Source organism: Deltaproteobacteria bacterium (assembly GCA_016208165.1).
Lineage (GTDB): Bacteria > Desulfobacterota > Desulfarculia > JACQYL01 > JACQYL01 > JACQYL01.
Window position 1 is genome coordinate 34,022 of sequence record JACQYL010000133.1, and the last position, 17,679, is coordinate 51,700.

General features: G+C 54.6%; 16 protein-coding genes and 1 tRNA gene. 10 read left to right on the forward strand and 7 right to left on the reverse strand.

Annotated features, from left to right (window positions below; genetic code table 11):
• Positions 1-77: 77 nt before the first annotated feature.
• A complete protein-coding gene (rpmH, locus tag HY788_23500) occupies positions 78-212 on the reverse strand; it encodes a 50S ribosomal protein L34 (protein MBI4777109.1) in 135 nt (44 codons plus the stop codon).
• 263 nt (positions 213-475) lie between these two features.
• Here rpmH and thiL point away from each other — a divergent pair, with 263 nt between their 5' ends.
• The 3 genes from thiL to HY788_23515 all read left to right on the forward strand — a co-directional run bounded on the left by thiL (position 476) and on the right by HY788_23515 (position 3,347).
• The gene (gene thiL, locus HY788_23505; GenBank protein MBI4777110.1) at positions 476-1,477 is read left to right on the forward strand and encodes a thiamine-phosphate kinase; all 1,002 of its coding nucleotides are present in this window, start codon (positions 476-478) and stop codon (positions 1,475-1,477) included.
• A gap of 64 nt (positions 1,478-1,541) precedes the next feature.
• On the forward strand, positions 1,542-2,693 hold the full coding sequence (locus HY788_23510) for an S-layer homology domain-containing protein (GenBank protein ID MBI4777111.1): 1,152 nt from the start codon (positions 1,542-1,544) through the stop codon (positions 2,691-2,693).
• Positions 2,694-2,717: 24 nt separating this feature from the next.
• Complete coding sequence (locus tag HY788_23515) at positions 2,718-3,347, forward strand: SHOCT domain-containing protein (protein ID MBI4777112.1); 630 nt, start codon at positions 2,718-2,720, stop codon at positions 3,345-3,347.
• A 157-nt stretch (positions 3,348-3,504) separates the two neighbouring features.
• Here the strand turns inward: HY788_23515 and HY788_23520 are convergent, their stop codons facing one another.
• Positions 3,505-4,260, reverse strand: coding sequence for an endonuclease V (locus tag HY788_23520; GenBank protein ID MBI4777113.1), 756 nt, complete (start codon positions 4,258-4,260; stop codon positions 3,505-3,507).
• Between the two features lie 397 nt (positions 4,261-4,657).
• Here HY788_23520 and ndk point away from each other — a divergent pair, with 397 nt between their 5' ends.
• The 5 genes from ndk (at position 4,658) to HY788_23545 (ending at position 9,365) form a co-directional block, all read left to right on the forward strand.
• Positions 4,658-5,077 carry a nucleoside-diphosphate kinase gene (ndk, locus tag HY788_23525; GenBank protein MBI4777114.1) on the forward strand — a complete coding sequence of 140 codons (420 nt, stop codon included), beginning with the start codon at positions 4,658-4,660 and terminating at the stop codon, positions 5,075-5,077.
• A 7-nt stretch (positions 5,078-5,084) separates the two neighbouring features.
• Positions 5,085-6,197, forward strand: a complete 1,113-nt coding sequence (locus tag HY788_23530) for a transglycosylase SLT domain-containing protein (GenBank protein ID MBI4777115.1) — start codon at positions 5,085-5,087, stop codon at positions 6,195-6,197.
• A gap of 89 nt (positions 6,198-6,286) precedes the next feature.
• A tRNA-Val gene (locus tag HY788_23535) sits at positions 6,287-6,361 on the forward strand.
• Positions 6,362-6,604: 243 nt separating this feature from the next.
• The gene (locus HY788_23540) at positions 6,605-8,914 is read left to right on the forward strand and encodes a PBP1A family penicillin-binding protein (protein MBI4777116.1); all 2,310 of its coding nucleotides are present in this window, start codon (positions 6,605-6,607) and stop codon (positions 8,912-8,914) included.
• The gene (locus tag HY788_23545) at positions 8,904-9,365 is read left to right on the forward strand and encodes a tetratricopeptide repeat protein (GenBank protein MBI4777117.1); all 462 of its coding nucleotides are present in this window, start codon (positions 8,904-8,906) and stop codon (positions 9,363-9,365) included. Before HY788_23540 ends, HY788_23545 begins: the two co-directional genes overlap by 11 nt.
• 99 nt (positions 9,366-9,464) lie before the next feature.
• Here the strand turns inward: HY788_23545 and HY788_23550 are convergent, their stop codons facing one another.
• From HY788_23550 to HY788_23560, 3 genes are all read right to left on the reverse strand, one after another.
• Positions 9,465-10,790 (reverse strand): DUF362 domain-containing protein, encoded by a 1,326-nt coding sequence (locus tag HY788_23550; protein MBI4777118.1) that lies wholly within the window; start codon positions 10,788-10,790, stop codon positions 9,465-9,467.
• A 193-nt stretch (positions 10,791-10,983) separates the two neighbouring features.
• On the reverse strand, positions 10,984-12,747 hold the full coding sequence (locus HY788_23555) for a chemotaxis protein (GenBank protein ID MBI4777119.1): 1,764 nt from the start codon (positions 12,745-12,747) through the stop codon (positions 10,984-10,986).
• A 640-nt stretch (positions 12,748-13,387) separates the two neighbouring features.
• Positions 13,388-13,843: a cache domain-containing protein gene (locus tag HY788_23560; GenBank protein MBI4777120.1), complete on the reverse strand. Its 456-nt coding sequence runs from the start codon at positions 13,841-13,843 to the stop codon at positions 13,388-13,390.
• A 407-nt stretch (positions 13,844-14,250) separates the two neighbouring features.
• On the opposite strand from HY788_23560, the gene HY788_23565 reads away from it, so the two are divergent.
• On the forward strand, positions 14,251-14,391 hold the full coding sequence (locus tag HY788_23565; GenBank protein ID MBI4777121.1) for a hypothetical protein: 141 nt from the start codon (positions 14,251-14,253) through the stop codon (positions 14,389-14,391).
• A gap of 286 nt (positions 14,392-14,677) precedes the next feature.
• Here HY788_23565 and nudC read toward each other — a convergent pair whose 3' ends face one another.
• Positions 14,678-15,526 (reverse strand): NAD(+) diphosphatase, encoded by an 849-nt coding sequence (gene nudC, locus HY788_23570; GenBank protein ID MBI4777122.1) that lies wholly within the window; start codon positions 15,524-15,526, stop codon positions 14,678-14,680.
• Between the two features lie 121 nt (positions 15,527-15,647).
• Positions 15,648-16,661 carry an aliphatic nitrilase gene (locus tag HY788_23575; protein ID MBI4777123.1) on the reverse strand — a complete coding sequence of 338 codons (1,014 nt, stop codon included), beginning with the start codon at positions 16,659-16,661 and terminating at the stop codon, positions 15,648-15,650.
• A 285-nt stretch (positions 16,662-16,946) separates the two neighbouring features.
• On the opposite strand from HY788_23575, the gene HY788_23580 reads away from it, so the two are divergent.
• Complete coding sequence (locus HY788_23580) at positions 16,947-17,591, forward strand: GNAT family N-acetyltransferase (GenBank protein ID MBI4777124.1); 645 nt, start codon at positions 16,947-16,949, stop codon at positions 17,589-17,591.
• The last annotated feature ends 88 nt before the right edge of the window (positions 17,592-17,679 follow it).

A 17,679-nucleotide genomic window follows, 5' to 3' on the forward strand; every position in this document is an offset into this window, starting at 1 on the left:
GCATCGACACCTCACCCTCGGGCAGTGTCTATCACTACTGCAGGTATCGGGGAAGGTTGGGAAACAATCCGTCAAGGTTAAACGGCCAGTAGTTTTCTGCCCTTTGCCCTCCTCCGTCTAAGGACGTTCCTACCCCCTCTGGTACTCATCCTTACAAGAAAGCCGTGCGTGCGTTTACGTCTTATATTACTTGGTTGGTATGGTCGTTTCATAAGAAGCCTCTGTCAGATAAATTTTTACCATCATACATCCGGCCCGAGTTTTGTCAAGTTTGTTTTTGGGAGCTGATTTTCCCTGCCCCCGGATAGAGCCGTTTCAGCATGGCTTGAAATCACATCAGAAATTGGTAAGTTTGCGGATACACGAAAAGCGGTCCTTGACGGCCCATGGGGTCAACCTGTACTACGGATTGATGGCGTAATAGGCACGGATCGAACGAATCTGAAACGTATTTGCTCCGCCGAGGTGAGTATACGTGTTTTTGAAAGAGCTGGGCGAGTTTGGGCTCATCGACCTGTTCAAAAACGGTTGGCCCCCCGAAACCGCCGATGTAATCAAAGGCATAGGTGACGATTGCGCCGTATTGGATCCGGGCGGCGATCGGTTGCTGCTCGTGACAACGGACATGCTCGTCGAAAACATCCACTTCTCCACGAAGGATTTCTCTCCATACGATTTGGGAGTTCGCTCCATCGCTGTAAATCTGAGCGACATTGCCGCAATGGGATCCACCCGCACCTTTTCATTCCTCTCTTTTGGAGCGCCGCCCGGTATGGAGGTCGCATTTGCGGAATCATTTATGGATGGTTTCCGGGAATGCAGTCTGAGGTACGACAGCCTTCTGCTCGGCGGAGACACGGTTTCCTCCGATCGCATGGTCATCAATGTGTGCCTCCTGGGAATGATCGAACGCGAACGGGTGCTGTACCGCGGCGGCGCCAAAGTCGGAGATCGAATCTATGTGTCCGGCTTTCTCGGAGATTCCGCTGCCGGCCTGGAATTGATCAAGAACCCACGAACCACCCTGGGACCCCGGGATCGCGACTACTTGTTAGCCAGGCATCGCACGCCCGAACCGCGGATTGGCATGGGTCGCCTTCTATCACAAAGCGGATACGTTCATGCCTGCATCGATCTGAGTGATGGTATTGCGTCCGATTTAGGCCATATCTGCAGGGAAAGCGGCCTCGGCGCCCGCGTCCATGCTGAGAGCATCCCGATTTCGAGGGCTTGCCGAATGCTGGCTCAGGAAAGGACGGTGGATCCTCTCACCTGGTCGCTGTTCGGCGGAGAAGACTTCGAGCTCCTGTTCACCGCTTCTCCCGAGATGGGTCGAAGCCTCCAGGCCGGAGCGAAAGCCGAGTTGGGCCTCGTTGTCACGGAAGTGGGGGAAATGATTTCAGGGCAGGGCGTACGACTCGTCCGCAGGGACCAAGAAGAGGACATTACATCCAAGGGCTACAACCATTTCCGGTAGTCAATGCGTTCATGGCCCATCGCCGTTTTGACACGAACCTCATGCGCTGATACAATAAGATCCTATGAAAGAGGCGGTTTCAACTCGATTTTGCAGACATGTCCCATTCAAGTGGGTGTTCATCCTTTTCATTTTCGGCGCCTTTGCACTGAGCGGCTGCGGGAGCACGATTTTTATCCAAATCAAGGATTCCCCGGAACAGCATTTCCACAACGGTATGACCTTTTTCGTCTGGGGTAAAATGAAAGAGGCCGAACGCGAGTTCGCCGCCTCTGCGCGTTTAACCCCCAACAATCCGGAGGCGTTTACCGCCTTGGGTATGCTCGAGGCAAAGAATCTCCATTTCCTGAGGGCGAGACTCAGCCTTTCCCAGGCGTCGGCCCTGGCAACAGAGGACTTCGATCGGGGATTCGTTCAATGCGGATACCTCTATTTGCATACCTACCAGCAAGGCAAGGACTGGCTCGACAACGCATTGAAAGCGTTCAACGAGGCACTGACGCTCATGCCGGAAAGCGGCGACCCCTATTTCCTCATGGGGGAAGCCTACAAGGCGTCCTACAATTTCAGAGACGCTGAAACGCTGTTTCTGGAAGCTTCGAAACGGACCGGTTTTTTTGTGGCCCTGGCGGAAAAAGAGGCTGGCGTGGTTCGCAACATCCTGGCTGCCGCACCCGAAACCCTGGCCGGGAGAAAGGCCGCGCTCAAGGACCCCCTGGACAGAGCGGATTTGGCATCGCTACTGATACACGAACTGAATATACAGGAACTCCTCGATGTCCCGATGCATTATCGAGACGTCCAAACCGAAGAAACCATCGAGGACATTACGGATCGGCTGGACGCGCAGGACATCGATTTTGTCGTAAGTCTGCGACTGGAAGGCATCAGCCTGTATCCGGACCATACGTTTCGGCCCGAAGAAGCGGTCACCCGAGCGGATCTGGCGCTCGTTATTCAAAGCATTCTTGTCCAGGTTACCAAAAAACCGATTCTTAGCACCCGCTTTATCGATCGTCCGCCCCGATTTCCCGACGTACCCAAGAACGGTTCACTTTATAACGCGGTCAACTTGGCCGCCCACTGGGAAATCATGGACGCAGGCATCGAGAAGACCGGCGAGTTCGATCCGTTGGGGAGCGTATCCGGTCCCGAAGCACTGCGGACCATCCGAAGACTCAAAGAAAAAATCACCTACATCACGGAATCTCTGTAGATTTCGGTCTTGATTGAGTACCTTATGGCCCGATCAAAGGAAAACGAATCCTTTTCCCAAAAAACTCGGAACCAAGTAGGTTTTTCCTCGTGGTTGGGCAGTCTCGGAATATTTTACCTCATTTTACTGGGTTTGATCAGTATTCCCCTTGTAGTGGTCATGGTCGTTCTTTTCATTCGCACCATGTTCGCCTACAGAGCATGGATCATGGCAGGTTTTGGATGCTTATTGCTCCTGGCTATCGTTTTCGTCATTCGGCGTAGGCGGCAGATCGCCGGCCGTTATGATCGTGAAAAGGGAGACTTGATGGAGATCATTCGAGCTGCGGCGCGCGAAGGTCACAACGTGAATGTTTCCTTCATGCACGGTCTGATTCGTTTAGATTACGAAGGCCGCGTCGAACACGAGCATCCTCTTATCCAAGCGCGTGCACGGTCCCCCATCCAGGCCCTGCCCATGAAATCCGGCGGCAACACGAGCGCTGCCGGGCAGCTCGACGCTAAGCCTCTCCGTGTGGCCGACGAGCTGGAAAAGCTCCATGACTTGTTGAAACGGGGTATTGTCAGTGAAGCGGAATTTCAGGAGTTGAAGGAACAACTTCTGAAAGAATCGCGCTCTCGGCACGCGCGGCTCCAAGAAACAACCGACGGATGAATTGTCCCCCCGGACCTTCGAATTTCCCGCTCGAAGCGTTTGCGATGGGAACGTTGTTTCAGGGCAATCAAGCGGATTAACGCGTAGGTTTGCGCCGCGAGCCCGATAAGCCGGCCGGTGGGAATGTCCGGCGAGACAGAGGGGCCGGGCTGCGGGTTCAGTTTCCGGTGCGACGGGAAGAATCGTTCGAGCCCGGGGCGCAGGGGGCGTCCGCCGTGTCCGCTCCGCGCTGGGCTCCCGCCCTGTGATGGGCGCGCCGAAGCGGCTCGGGAAGACGCATGCCTCTCACGCACTGCAGGATCACCCGGACCGCGGAATCGGCGTCCATCAGGTGACCCGGCGATACGTAGACAGGCTTGACACCGGAACGAGTGCGCAGGGCGTACCCTAAAACGGCTCCGTTTTCCATGATGGCGGTTCGTTCTCCGAACTCCTTCCCCGGCGCTTCCACTTCCCGATATAGAGCCGATTTGGCGCATCCGACCGTAGGCTTTTCCAGAAACAGACCCATATGGCTCGCCATACCAAGCCGCCGCGGATGCAGCAGGCCGTGACCGTCGAAAATCAGCACCTCCGGATCGCTGCGGATACGTCGGCACACTTCCAGGAGAGCCGGACCCTCCCTGAAAGCCAGCAACCCCGGACGATAGGCCGTCTTGACGCAATCTCGCACGGTCAACTCTTCAATAATCCGATCTTCCTTCAAATCGAACACAACGGCCGCGGCCCAGAGACGGTCGCCCCGAATTTCGTAGGCCGCTTCCACTCCGGCTACCAGACGGGGCGTCTTTTCGAAAGGCCGGATCATAACGCGTCGGCTCAGCCGCCGCTGGAGCTCCAATGCTTCCGGGAGTTCTACGTCCCAGCCATGTAACTGCCGTATGCGCACCTGTATCACCCGGGCAGTTTGCAAAATCGTTCGTCACTCTGATTCATTTTAACTGCAACCCGTTCACTTGAAATAAACACTGCATTTGGAAACATGCCCTGGAGCATTCGAGACCCGAGCGGCTCCTGCGAGAGAAGTCGCCCTTCGAGTTCGTCAGAAGGGTCTGCCGTTCACGAGATCGGAACTGCCGTTACAGCTTTCACGGCTTCGCCCGTGCCAAGCCTGACCTGAGTGGTCCAGCCGCCTCCCGCCGGACCACTCAGGCTTCGTGCATGCCCCCGCCTTGCCTGAAAAACCTTCCAGCCACCTGCTTGAAATCCGAACCGGTTTCACGTATGTTCTTCATCAGTCTATGTCCGCAGTCCGCGCACTGGCGCCCGGCAGAGACGGATTATCCTGTTTATCGACTGGAGGAACAATTATGGAACGAACGCTGTCCATCATCAAGCCGGACGCGGTATCCAAGAATGTAATCGGTGATATCATTCGCCGTTTCGAAGCAGATGGCTTGAAAATTGCTTCTATGAAAATGGTTCATCTGTCCAAGAAACAGGCCGAAGGGTTTTATGTCGTACATAAAGCGAGACCTTTTTATCATAGCCTCACCGGCTTTATGTCCGAGGGGCCTATTGTGGTTATGATCCTGGAAGGACCCAACGCCATCGCCCGGAACAGGGCATTAATGGGGGCTACGAATCCCGCGGAGGCTGCTGATGGCACCATTCGAAAAGACCATGGAACCAACGTGGAACGCAACGCCGTACACGGTTCCGACGCTCCCGAAACGGCCGCTTTCGAAATCGGCTTTTTTTTTTGCTTTATGGAAATCCCTTTTCGATAATTTCTTTTTGGGACCGAAGCATCGCATATCCGTGAGGCGGTGCGCGACGGACCGCGCCCTTGGAACGCTTTTTTTCCTGATTTGCTTGGTCCTGCCCGCATCCACGTCCTATGGAGAGGTTCCGGAAGCGCTCCGATACTGCCCCGTGTATCAGCTTCCCGAAAAGCTGGACCTGTGCGGTGAACCCGTACCATTATCCAACCCGGATGTATGGGAGCGGCTGGATCGGGAATTTCTGGTGGCCGTTTACGACCACGCCCAGGTGTTTCTCTGGCTCCGTCGGAGCTCCAGGTTTTTCCCTTTGATCGAAAAAGAACTTCGCGCCCGTTCTCTGCCGGATGATATCAAATACCTAGCCGTGGCCGAGAGCGCCCTGATTCCGCAAATACGGTCCTATAAAGGCGCTCTGGGCTGCTGGCAGTTTATCAAACCAACGGCGGAACGCTACGGATTACGCAGCAATGTTTTGTTTGAAGACCGATTGGACTTCGAGCGCGCCACGCAGGCCGCCCTTTCCTATCTTTCGGATTTGCACGAACAGTTCGATTCCTGGCCTCTGGCCATGGCGGCTTACAACTGCGGAGAGCAGCGAATTGAAAAGGAGATCAACGAACAGGGCGAAAAGAACTACTGGCGTCTGGATCTGCCCCCGGAAACCGAACGCTACATTTTTCGAATTCTGGCCGCAAAGCTGATCCTCAGCGATCCGGAAAAATACGGATACTGCCTTCTGGACCCCCGCGCCCAGTACGAGCCCGTGGAGTGGGAGAAGGTTCAGGTGAACTTTGATGAATCCGTCCACATCCGTACTGTTGCGCAGGCCTGTGGAACCTACTTCAAGGCCATTAAGGATCTGAATCCTGAAATCAAGGGATACTATTTCCCTCAGGGTACACATGAAATACGGATCCCCAAAGGCTCCGGCAAAGATTTCGCGAAGTTTTACCGGGAATACAAGAAAGAGGCCCGGGAGGAGAAATACCAGGTACACGTTGTGAGAGAGGGCGAAAACCTCACCATGATCGCCGATCGATTCGGAGTTTCCGTAGATTCCCTGAGGAAGTGGAACGGTCTATCTAAGAACGTCATTCGTCCCGGTCAGAAACTGCGGGTTTACTAGAGCGCGCCGGCGCCGAGAACGGTTGGACCGAGTCCGTGTTTTTGCTTGACAAGAAAGTCGAATGTTGTTACTCCGGGCAGACTATTAATAGGCGCGTAGCTCAGTGGGAGAGCGCTACCCTGACACGGTAGAGGTCACGAGTTCAAGCCTCGTCGCGCCTACCATACATATCACCCGCTTGCAACATCCCCGGAATCGGCTCTGCCCATCCGCCGCCATTGTCTGCAACCACTTTGCCGAGCCCCTTGTGGCTTCGGCAGGGAGGCTTTCAAACTCATATCCATCCATGCCGCCGGTCGTGTACTTCATACGATTATCCTGCCCGAGAGGACGCATGACGTGGTGTCCTCGACATAGGACGAACGTGGACCCATTAAGTTGTTGACGGGGCGGATAAGGAAGACCTGATGCGACACGATAGGAAAAGATCCATCCTGTTCAGCATCTTTATAAGAGGGTTCGTTCCGCTCCTGCTGCTTGCCCTGTCCGCCCTCGTCATTTATGGCTATTCGATTTCAAAAGATATCGACAAGCGTTTTTCCGGAAGGCTGTGGCGCATTCCCTCCACGGTTTATTCGGATTCCACCCTCCTCTATCCCGGCCAAAGGGTGAATGTATCCCTCTTTCTTGAGAAGCTGGAACATCTTGGATATCGACAGGTCCCTCTTCGGCCCCGCCAAAAAGGCCACATGCATGTGCAGGACGGATCCATCGACCTCTTTCTAAAAGACGTACGACTGCCATTTCTGGAGAGAGAAGGATTTCCCGTCAACATCACCATACTGGAAGGCGCCATCAAGGCCATTTCTCACCTTTCGAGCGGCGAACCCATGTTCATTCTGGAACTGGAGCCGGAGGAACTCATGCGCTTCTTTGGCCCTGAACGGGAGCAGAGGCGCCTCATTTCCATTACGCAGATTCCGGAACACGTTGTGCGTGCATTTCTGGCCGCTGAGGATACCCGCTATTATCATCATCACGGCTTTGACCCCTGGGGTATTCTCAGGGCCATCTACGTCAACCTTAGACACGGAGAGATGCGTCAGGGCGGATCCACGATCACTCAGCAACTCGCAAAGAATTATTTCTTGACATCGGAAAAGACCTTTTCCAGGAAATTCAAGGAAATGCTGCTGGCGATCGTATTGGAGCTCATGTTCGAAAAAGATGCGATTCTGGAGATTTATCTTAACGAGATTTATTTCGGTCAGAAGGGATCGGTGGCTGTCAATGGACTGGGCGAGGCTTCCTATTTTTATTTCGGGAAACCGGTCGAAGAGCTCCGTCCGGATGAAGCGGCTCTGATCGCCGGCATCGTCCGGGCCCCAAATCATTATTCGCCCTATGTGGACAAGGAGCGATGCAGGGCCCGCAGAAACCAGGTCCTAAATACCATGGCGAGCCATGGCTGGCTCTCGAACGACGATTTCCAAAAGGCCGTGGAAGAGCCCATTGAACCCGTTGGATTCCAAACCCACATAGAAAAGGCGCCCTACTTTATTGACTATCTTTCCGGACAGATGGAGGCGCTCTACTCAGCCGAGGACCTCTCCCGGTTGGGCCTTTCCATCTTCACTACCCTCGATACCCAGGTGCAGACGGCGGCCGAGAGGGCTCTTTCAGGAGGTTTGGAGCGTCTCGAGAAATCGAATCCGGCGTTACGCCGAAAGGAACCGGGGAGGAAACTCCAAGGGGCCATTCTGGTTATCCAACCCAAAACCGGATATATCCTTGCAATGGTCGGCGGTCGCGATTACGGCGCCAGCCAGTTCAATCGCGTCACCCAGGCCGAACGTCAACCGGGGAGCGCCTTCAAGCCTTTTATTTTTCTTGCCGGGTTGGATCAAGGCTTTAACCCCACCTCGCAACTTTCCAACGTCCGGAGAACCTACGAGCTGAATGGGAAGATTTGGCAACCCCGAAATTTTACGCCCATGGGAGATGAAAACGTTCGCCTGAGGACCGCCCTGGCAAAGTCCATCAATCTGGCAACCATTGATTTGGCCGCGAAGGTCGGCATGGAAGAAATCATTCGAAGCACCTCGGGTTTCGGATTCTCGACGCCCTTAAGGCCTCTTCTTTCCATTGCTCTGGGCGCCCTGGAGGTCATTCCTCTGGATCTCGCCCGAGCCTATTGCGCCTTTGCGGCGGACGGGATGCTGCCCCACCCCCTTTCCTTAAAGGAAGTAGTGGATGAAAAGGGCGGAATTCTCGAGCGCAGACACATGAATGTAAAACAGGTCATATCCCCGGCCCATGCATTTATCATGAGTTCTCTGCTGAGAAGCGTGGTGGACGAAGGAACGGCGCAATCTTTGCGCGAACTAGGCCTGACTGAACCTATTGCCGGAAAGACCGGCACCACCAATAACTCACGGGATGCCTGGTTTATCGGGTATACCCCTGATCTCCTTACCCTGGTCTGGGTCGGATTCGATGACGGAGCTCCGATTCATGGCACGGGGGCCTCAGCCGCCCTCACAGTCTGGGCCGATCTCATGAAGAATATCCCGCAACACCTGTCCGGGAGCTGGTTCCGAATGCCGCCCGGTGTCGTGAAAAAAGCGATATGTACGGAAAGCGGCCAACCGGCCATTCCAGGACGATGTCCAAATACGTATCAAGAATATTTTCTTGAAGATCATGTACCGACAGAATCATGCCAACAACACGGTACCCACGATTTCTTGAGGAGGCTTTTTGACCATGCGGAATAGCTGTTGCAAAAACGACAGTTTTATCTTTTGCTTCCTTTTCTTGCTAGTTCTTATACTGTCCGGATGCGCGGCCCGACCCGTGGACGAATCCCCTCCTTTCCCGCCGACATTGGAATCCGATCAAAGTCCTCCCCCGGCGGAAGCGGAAAAAGCTGAAGAATTCATTGAACCGACCCCCCGCGTCCTGGCGTCCCTGAGGCTCTCCGAACAGGCAAGTCTATACCTCGAGTCCGGCCGGCCGGACCAGGCCATCCGGATCCTGGAGCAGGCCGTAAACCTCGACCCACAGAATGGCCAAAGTTATTATTTCCTGGCAGAGGCTTGGCTTATGAAAGGCTCCGTTGAGCAGGCCCGGGAGTTTAATCGGCTGGCCGGCCTGTATCTCGAGAATGAAGATTCTTGGAGGGAAAGGGTAAAAACACAAAAGGAGAGGATCGGTCGCACTTATTGAGCCATAGCCGTAAATCACAGCCTGTCCAATGTGCATCCGGCCACCGAAGCGGCTTGCAGCGCCGCACGGGCAGCCGGAATGCCTGAGGTGTGCAATACCCTATGTAGGAATCCTGAAAAACGATTCGTCGAACTCGGGCTTTCCCTCGTACTTTCTCATCAGGAAGCCCATGTTCTCCTCCCACTTCTCGAGGAAGACCGGGTCCACCTTGATGCCGGCGTCCTGCAACGCTTTCACCAGTGCTTTCGGCTGAGGCGGGCACCCTTTGACGGCGATCATGTTCTGAATATCCGGGTTTTCCTTGTTCGCCTGGTACATGCACTTGCCTATGAGTATGGACTTCTTCTTACCGGGTGTGGGCTTCATGATCTTCCCGGTGAGGATTTCCACATCATCCCAAGGTTCCCCGTTCCACGCCTGCATGACGGAAGCCATGATCAGCGGGTACAGACCTGCGCAATAGGTGCAAATCGAGAGATCGTACTTACGAAAGTCCAAACCCTGGATGCCCATCTTTACCATGGCGCCGGGTAGGGTTTTAGCCTCGTTATAGGGGAAATCGTAATCGTACGAAGACGCCTCGTCTTCTATGTTCAGTCCCACGATCTCGACGTCGGACATATCCGAGGGCCTCGCCCGATCCTGGGCCGCATGGACCAGATGCGGAACCTGGGAGGGTTCGAACCCGAGCAGTCTCGCGCCGACCTTGTCCGCGGAAAGCAGATCCGCCGACCCCACCAGAAGGTCGCTCCTCCGGATCTTCCCGTTAACGCTCGGTCCACGTTCAGCCGTGTAAATCCCGTCAAGAATGGTGAACGAAGGCGGCAGCTTGTTCCCCAGCCGGGCAATCATGTAGTTCAGATCCTTTACCGGGTCCGCGCTGTGGCACTTTTTTCTGGACGGGATATCGATCATGCCTTTAATGTTTTTGATCCCTAGGCTGACCACGGAAAGATGATGGGTCTTGAGGACCGGGATGTTGACCACAAAATCGCTGTCCAGAATGTCGGTGTTGAAGTTCAGGACCACGCCCGCCCCAAGGTCCACTTTTCGAAACGGCCGGTCATGGATGTCTATGCACCTCACCCCGTACCGCTTTTGAAGATCCAGATAGCCAAGAGTTTCGAAGGCATGTTTTGGGGTGATCTTGTCTTTGAGATCGAACAACACCATGCCTTCGCCGATGGCAATGTCGTCAACGCCACGCTCCTTGAGGAGAACCACCATATCCTCAATGACCCGCGACGTCGTGATCACGCCCCATTTGGGGAACACCGATTTGCGGGTCCACATGACGATGTTGGGCTTGATGAATACCTTGGCTTTCCGGGGAAGGTGATCCAGGCCGTTGCACAGATCGACGGTTTTGCGGACGGACTCCAACGGTTTCTCGTAGCGGACGATGGAAACAAGCGATTTGGTCATGGAAGGGTACCTCCGTTATTGAATCAAGTGCGGTCTCTCGGCTCGAAACATTTCGAACACGGGGTAACCGTATTCTATGTACCACATGGAATCCGTTTATGAAAGCCCAGCGCAAACGTATTCGCCCATCGCGCTTCTTATTGGCCGGAGGCGGGATGGGCGAATACAACACCTGAGACTTCGGGACCCTTGACTAGGCGTCTACCTCCTTCTCTTCCCTGCCGGCGCCGCCCACGAGGGCCATGAGATCATCCACGAATTCCTTCATCGATTTAGCCTGGCGGTTCAGCTCCTCGGAAGCGGATGCAGACTCTTCCGCACTGGCAACGTTTTGTTGAACCACTCGATCCATTTCAGCCACGGCTTTGTTGATCTGCTCGATCCCTTGAGCCTGTTCAGTGGAAGCCGCCGCGATTTCGGTCAGGATTTCGCCCACCTTGGAAGAGCTGTCGATCACCCTGGTGAAAGCTTCGTTCGCCTTTTGCACGAAAATGGAACCATCATTCACTTTTTTAACCGTTTTTTCAATCAGTTGAGCCGTATTTTTCGCCGCCTCCGCCGCTCGCATGGCCAAATTCCGAACTTCGCCGGCCACCACGGCAAATCCGGACCCCGCTTCACCGGCACGGGCCGCCTCGACCGCTGCATTCAAGGCCAAGAGATTCGTTTGAAACGCAATTTCGTCGATGGTCTTGACGATTTTCTGGGTTTCCGAGCTGGCCTCGGAGATGGCGTTCATCGAGTCCGTAAGCGCTCGCATGGATTCGTTGGCCTCTCCCACGACCCTGTTCGTGTCTTTCATGAGTGCGTCGGCCTTGCCTGCGTGCTCCGCGTTTTGTTTGGTCATGGAAGCCATCTCCTCCAAGGACGAGGACGTCTCCTCGATGGAGGCGGCCTGCTCCGACGATCCGCTGGCCAGCGTCTGACTGGCGGATGACACCTGCCCGGACGCGGATGTGACCTGGTTCGCACCTTCGGCCATCTCACTCGAGATATTCCTCAAAACCTTGGTTATTCCTTTTGATATTAGAAAGATCGAAGGAATAATCACCAGCACGGCTATAAGAAATACGGTCATGCCTTTGGCGAAAGTCGATCTCTGGGTGCCGGTGAGAGACTGAACGGCCTCTTCAGACTCGGTCTTGCTCGTATCCGCTATACGATCCAGCATCGAACCGACTTCGGAGGCGCTCTGATTTAACTCATTCTCCATGCTCTGGAAGGCTTCTTTGATCTGCGAGGTTTCTGAAGCCCCCTTGGCGATCACGGAGCCAAGATCCTCTTTGATCATACGAGTCAGACCCTCGGTGTCGCTCCTCAAGGTCTTTACCATCTGTTTTTCGTCATCGGATTCGGCATACTTCTCAAGTTTCGGGGCGTTCTTTTCGAGGTAGCCGGCGTCCCTCTCGATCTTTTTCATTCGCTTTTCCGGTATCGTACCCGATTCTTTCTCGATGACCGACTCGAGCGCGGCAATGACCAAGTTGTTTACCGCTCTCCGTATGTAACCCAGAAGCTCGTTCGCTTCCTTGAATTTGTTGGACTCCGCTTCGGATCCAGCCATGTTGATCTTGAACTGAAGAGCCGCATCTAAGGTGCCAATCGAATTCTCCACCCGGCCGCTGTAATCCTCGACGACGGATTGAATTCTCTTAAACTCCTGATTGATCTCACCGAACTTCCCGGCGCTCTCTTCAATGAGTTGGACGAGATCCTTTTTGACGATCGTATCCAGACGTTCCAACTTCCGAGCCAATTGTGCAAAGGATGCCCGCTCCTCTTCGATGCGCAACCCCTGGGTGAATTGTTCTATATCGTCGCTCAACTGAGATGAGGTCTTATTTACAACGGCCATTCGTTCCTCGGAAACCTTCCCGCTGTCTTTATCTATGATCGATTCCATCGCAGCGAGGAGCAACCCGAGTTGCTCGGATTTCATGTCCAAGGCCATTTCCATCTGTTTAATACGTGAGGTCCCTTTGTCCATGGCAACTTCAACAGCGCGATAACTCATGAAATTCACGCCGGCAAGCATTGCGAGCGCAACCAGAACCCCCAACCCCATGCCGAACATTTTCTTTTTTATAGTCCAGGTCATGGTCAATGACCTCCTTATATGTCGTATTACTCGAGAAATCGTACGGGAACGGGCGGAGGAAAGACTTTCTTTCAAATCTCTCCAAAGATCGCGTTCCATTCTTCAAGTGCGCATTCACAGGGTCCGACCGGGCCTCTTGGCCAGGCTGAGGGTAAGGAGCAGAGTCCCGTCTTCGACTCCTCCCGATCCGTCAAAAACTCCAATTCCGAACGCGCTGAACATCCGTTGAAAAACGATGGTCCGGGACACCTGCGCTGATCTGGAACAACTCACAACCGTTTGCGCGAATACACCTGATGCGAACTCAGCAATTCCGGGAAGGGTCCTCGAGGAGAACCCTGCGCCAGGGTTCCCCGAGGCTATCCCTAAATACAATAGAAGCCAAACCGGTATCGATGTGGTGACGGAGAAAACCGAAATTCATGTTTCTATATTGTGGATGAATCGTCTATCTGATTATTAAGCGGGAACAGCCGTCAATGCTGTTCCCGCCCGAAGATTACTCCTTGAAAAAACCACATCCGATGAGAGCGTCCATCCCCTCAACGGGCATGATGTAGGACTCCTTGGTCATCAGTTTCTTCTTGTAGTCGTGCATCCACTGATACTCCAGCCATCCGCCGCCCTTCTTGGAGAGCTCGATAATGTCTTGTATCAGATACGTTCCGGTGGGGGTCTTCAAATTCCAGAGGTTCTTTCCCACCAACTGAGGGCTTGCACCCTGCGCCAGGCAGGTGCCCGTGTAATCATAGGCAAACAGATAGAGGTCGCCCTTCTTGAACTCATCTTTGGTAAACGCCTCGGCCGCCTTTTCAGGGCCGTTGTTTTTCAAATACTCGGCTCCTTTTTTCACCAGAGCCAGGGAATCTTCCCTGGGATCGGCGGAAGCCATGCCGGCAACAAACATACTCATAACAACCATAACCGATAGAAAAGCTAATATTCTTTTAGCCATCTCACAAACTTCCTTTCTACATACCATTCAGAATAAAACCTAAATATTAGGCCCGATACCAATGCTACCCGTCACTTCGATTTCCGGTTCGCCTCCTTTCTTTGATTCCACCGCTGGTTCCGATCTGCCGGCTGAACACCTCTTTGGGGTGACATCCGCGAGCAGACCCGCCACGCCGTTCCGGATGGAAATCATATCGGATTTCCGTCAAAAAACTTTAACAAATACGTCGGACCAACAGCTCAAAAGCAGTCCGATCATTTGAATGGGCCGCTTACGTTCAAACGAATGCGATTCCGAATGTACCTAACCTTACGGGCCGAGGCATGAAACTTCTTTGCACCGGTCGTCGGTTATCTGGTTGCGTTTTTCAATTTGAATCGGTATTCCTTCAGAGGCTATCCGGAGTGGCATTGATTGCAGGGCGATTCAGCCGTTTTTTGAGTAGCAAAGCGTATACGTTCACCATGAAAGCACTCGGCCTGGCATTGCTGGTGTTCGCGTTTCTGTTTTTCAGGGACGGGCTCGCGCTCGTGGGATTCCTGTAAGAAGCTCGGGGCTGTTCTCGGGGAAATCGTCCTCGGAACCGTCCGAGGCGACCTGCACAACATCGGCAAGAACCTGGTGGGAACCCTGTTCAGAGGAGACGGATTCGAGGTGATCGACGTCGGCATCGACATTTTTAGGCAGCGTTTCCTGGAAAGCCTTCATCACGAGTTCGCCGAACGGGTTGGGGCTGACGGCTAAGCGGACGACGCCGGAGCCGCCATTCAGGTTGCCAAGGCGTTGCCGGGATTCCCGAACGGCAGGCAGCGACCGAAAACTCTCTTGTTCTTATCTCTCACCGGTAGATCGAGCTACAAACCAGTCGATCAGTTTGCGGGCAATGCTGATTTTCGGAGGTATCTTTGGCAGGTTATCGGCCGTGAACCAACCGGCGTCCATGATTTCGTCGTCGTCCACCGCGATCTCACCACCGGCGTATTCGGCGATGAATCCAATCATCAGGGAATGCGGAAACGGCCAGGGTTGACTCCCGAAGTAGCGAATATCCTTGACGTTAACGCCCGTTTCCTCCTTGACTTCTCTCTTCACACAGTCTTCCAGCGTTTCGCCGGGCTCCACAAATCCGGCGATAACGCTGTACATGCCGGACGGATGCCGGTGGGCCCGGGCCAAGAGGAGTTCTTGATTCCGGATCACAGCTACGATGATGGCCGGCGAAATCGGCGGGAAATGGCTCAGCCCGCATTCCGGACAGGTCTTGCCCGTGGATTCGGAGTTTTGTTCAAGCCGGCTGCCGCAGTGGCCGCAAAAACGACGAATGCGATGCCAATTGACGATCTGAAACGCCAAACCGGCCTGATTGAACACCTCCTCGTCCCAGGTCTCCCACATTTGCCTCAGAGTCTGAAACACCCATCGCTCCGGCGGCTCCACATTTATATCCAGGTCCGCCGAGTAACAGCTCCGGCCGGAAAAGAGGCCCAAATAATGCTTCTCCGAAGAACTCCTTTTGAGCAGGGCGACATCCGAAGTCGTCGGCAAGGTTCCCGTTGTTCTTTCGACAAGGAGCCTGTCCCCTCGAAACAGGAACCAGTTCGCGCCATCCGCGCGCTCTTCCCGTTCGTGTGTTTCAGGTTCGGGTGATCGCTCTTCCCGTTTTCCCGAGTGGTCCTTCATGAGTCGGCTCCCGCTCCTCGTTAAGATGTTCAACGCAAGAAAGAAACTCTGTCAACGACCCCGAGTGTCGAATCGCCAACAAGGGAAACACCCTAGAGCTTCCCTCAGCCGGGTAGTCGCTCTATCGCCGGCAATCGTCGGGGTCGGCGGGATCCCCTCCCGGCTCCATGGGCTTTTCCGCCGGCTCCCGGAATGCCGGACCCCTCTCCTCCATCACGGTCCGGGATGACCGATCGATCCTTAGGCTGAGGATATCCGGGCGTGCGTAATGCCCCGCCGTGTCGAGGACGTTCTTCTGCCGAATAATCGCCTTGAGGTTGATCTCCGCCACGGCCATATCCTCACCTTCGCCCAGAGGACCGGCTATATATTTTCCATAAGGCGTAACAATACCCGTGCAGATACCGCCTCTCAGGTATCGTACAAACGATTCGTCGGAACAAATCTCGGATTTTTGTTGGTCCGTCAGCCATCCGGTCGAGTTGACGACAAAGGCTCCAGCCTCGAAGGCATGATGCCGGATGGCCGCATCGATCTGCTGAGACATCAAGTCCCCACCCATGGAGCCCGGGAAATGAGAGCAGTGGATCTGTTCTCCCTGAGCCATGAGGGCGTAGCGCGCCAGCGGCATGTAGTGTTCCCAGCAAATCAGGGCCCCCACACGGCCTACCGCCGTATCGTAGACCTTTAATCCGCTGCCGTCTCCCCACCCCCAGATCATCCGTTCGTGAAAGGTGGGCATGATCTTGCGTCTCTTTCCAAGAAGAGATCCGTCGGAATCGAAGATCAATTGCGTGTTGTACAAGGTGCCGCCCTCTCTCTCGTTCACTCCCAGAACCACCACGGCGCCGGATTTTTTGGCCGCCGATGCCACCGCCTCCGTGACCGGCCCCGGAACTACGACAGCCTGCTCGTACAGCTTCACAAACAACTCGGTAATGGCCACGGGGGGTCGCAACCAGGCGAAGTAGGGGAACACGGGAATCAGGCTCTCCGGAAAAACGGCCAACTCGACGCCCTCTTTTCCACATTTCTCAATCGTCTTGATCACCTTCTCCGCCGTAGCATCCCGGTCGAGCATCACCGGAGCAATCTGAACAGCCGCAGCCTTAAACGTTTTCTTCTCCCGGTTCATCCTTTCGACTCCTTTCCATGATTTCGGCACGGGTAAAAACAACACATACGGAGGTACACTCCACTCACAAAAGAACTCCTCGGAGCCCGCGACTACAGATCGGGCTTTGCCTATACGCCTTTACTTCGAGGCTATCTGATTCATAAACGAATTCCATTCCACGGATCGAGAACTTGCCGGATCTTCATTCGGATCGTTGCGGAGGGTTGGATTTCGTTTCCGATCAGGGTATCCTACCGTGGATCGGTCGTTGTGTCGGCTTTGAACATTTAACGGAGCACTTCGATGCGCACGGAAATTCGACCGGCCCGGCCGGGTGACGCCGCTTTTCTTTCGTGGGTCATTCTCACAGCCGGAAGGGCCCATGTCAAACGCGGAATATGGGAGGTAGTCCTTGGAGAGCCGGAAACAGCCTGCCTCGCCTTTTTGAAACGGCTCGCCGTCACCGTGAAGCCCCATCTGTTTCACCATGCGTGCTACCTCATCGCGGAGGCTGACGGCAACCCGGCAGCGGGACTGGGAGGATACGACCCGCGGGTCATGGGATACGACGCCCTGCGCCTGGCCCTACAGGAAGTGATGAAAGAACGGGGAGACATCGCGCTCCGGGAGAAGGAAATGAATCGCCGGGCGGCGCGGGTTTTGGGCTGCATTCCCGACGACGTTCAGGGGGCCTGGATTATCGACAGCGTGGCCACCCTGCCGGAATTCCGACGTAAAGGCATCGTCAGCGGACTCCTCGAAGAAATCATGGAAAAAGGCCGGCGTTTGGGGTTTCGATGCGCCCAGATCAATATGTACATCGGCAACACGCAGGCGCAGCGCGCCTATGAAAAACACGGATTCCAGATACTGGACGAGAAACGGGACCCCGATTTCGAGGCTGAAATCGGGTCGCCGGGAATGGTTCGGATGGCGCGAACGCTGTAAAGGCCCTCTACTACTGCTCAGAAAAGGCGACACTCCCTTGTCGATTCCTGAAGCAGGATTTACTCCATACCGGTTCCCGATCGCTCGG

Bases quoted from the DNA above. Each gene is read 5' to 3' on its own strand.
- HY788_23575 (MBI4777123.1), bottom strand. From the start codon at position 16,661: ATGAACCGGGAGAAGAAAACGTTTAAGGCTGCGGCTGTTCAGATTGCT.
- HY788_23560 (MBI4777120.1), bottom strand. From the start codon at position 13,843: ATGGCTAAAAGAATATTAGCTTTTCTATCGGTTATGGTTGTTATGAGT.
- HY788_23555 (MBI4777119.1), bottom strand. From the start codon at position 12,747: ATGGAAATGGCCTTGGACATGAAATCCGAGCAACTCGGGTTGCTCCTC.
- rpmH (MBI4777109.1), bottom strand. From the start codon at position 212: ATGAAACGACCATACCAACCAAGTAATATAAGACGTAAACGCACGCAC.
- HY788_23510 (MBI4777111.1), top strand. From the start codon at position 1,542: ATGAAAGAGGCGGTTTCAACTCGATTTTGCAGACATGTCCCATTCAAG.
- HY788_23550 (MBI4777118.1), bottom strand. From the start codon at position 10,790: ATGACCAAATCGCTTGTTTCCATCGTCCGCTACGAGAAACCGTTGGAG.
- nudC (MBI4777122.1), bottom strand. From the start codon at position 15,526: ATGAAGGACCACTCGGGAAAACGGGAAGAGCGATCACCCGAACCTGAA.
- HY788_23540 (MBI4777116.1), top strand. From the start codon at position 6,605: ATGCGACACGATAGGAAAAGATCCATCCTGTTCAGCATCTTTATAAGA.
- HY788_23580 (MBI4777124.1), top strand. From the start codon at position 16,947: ATGCGCACGGAAATTCGACCGGCCCGGCCGGGTGACGCCGCTTTTCTT.
- HY788_23545 (MBI4777117.1), top strand. From the start codon at position 8,904: ATGCGGAATAGCTGTTGCAAAAACGACAGTTTTATCTTTTGCTTCCTT.
- ndk (MBI4777114.1), top strand. From the start codon at position 4,658: ATGGAACGAACGCTGTCCATCATCAAGCCGGACGCGGTATCCAAGAAT.
- HY788_23515 (MBI4777112.1), top strand. From the start codon at position 2,718: ATGGCCCGATCAAAGGAAAACGAATCCTTTTCCCAAAAAACTCGGAAC.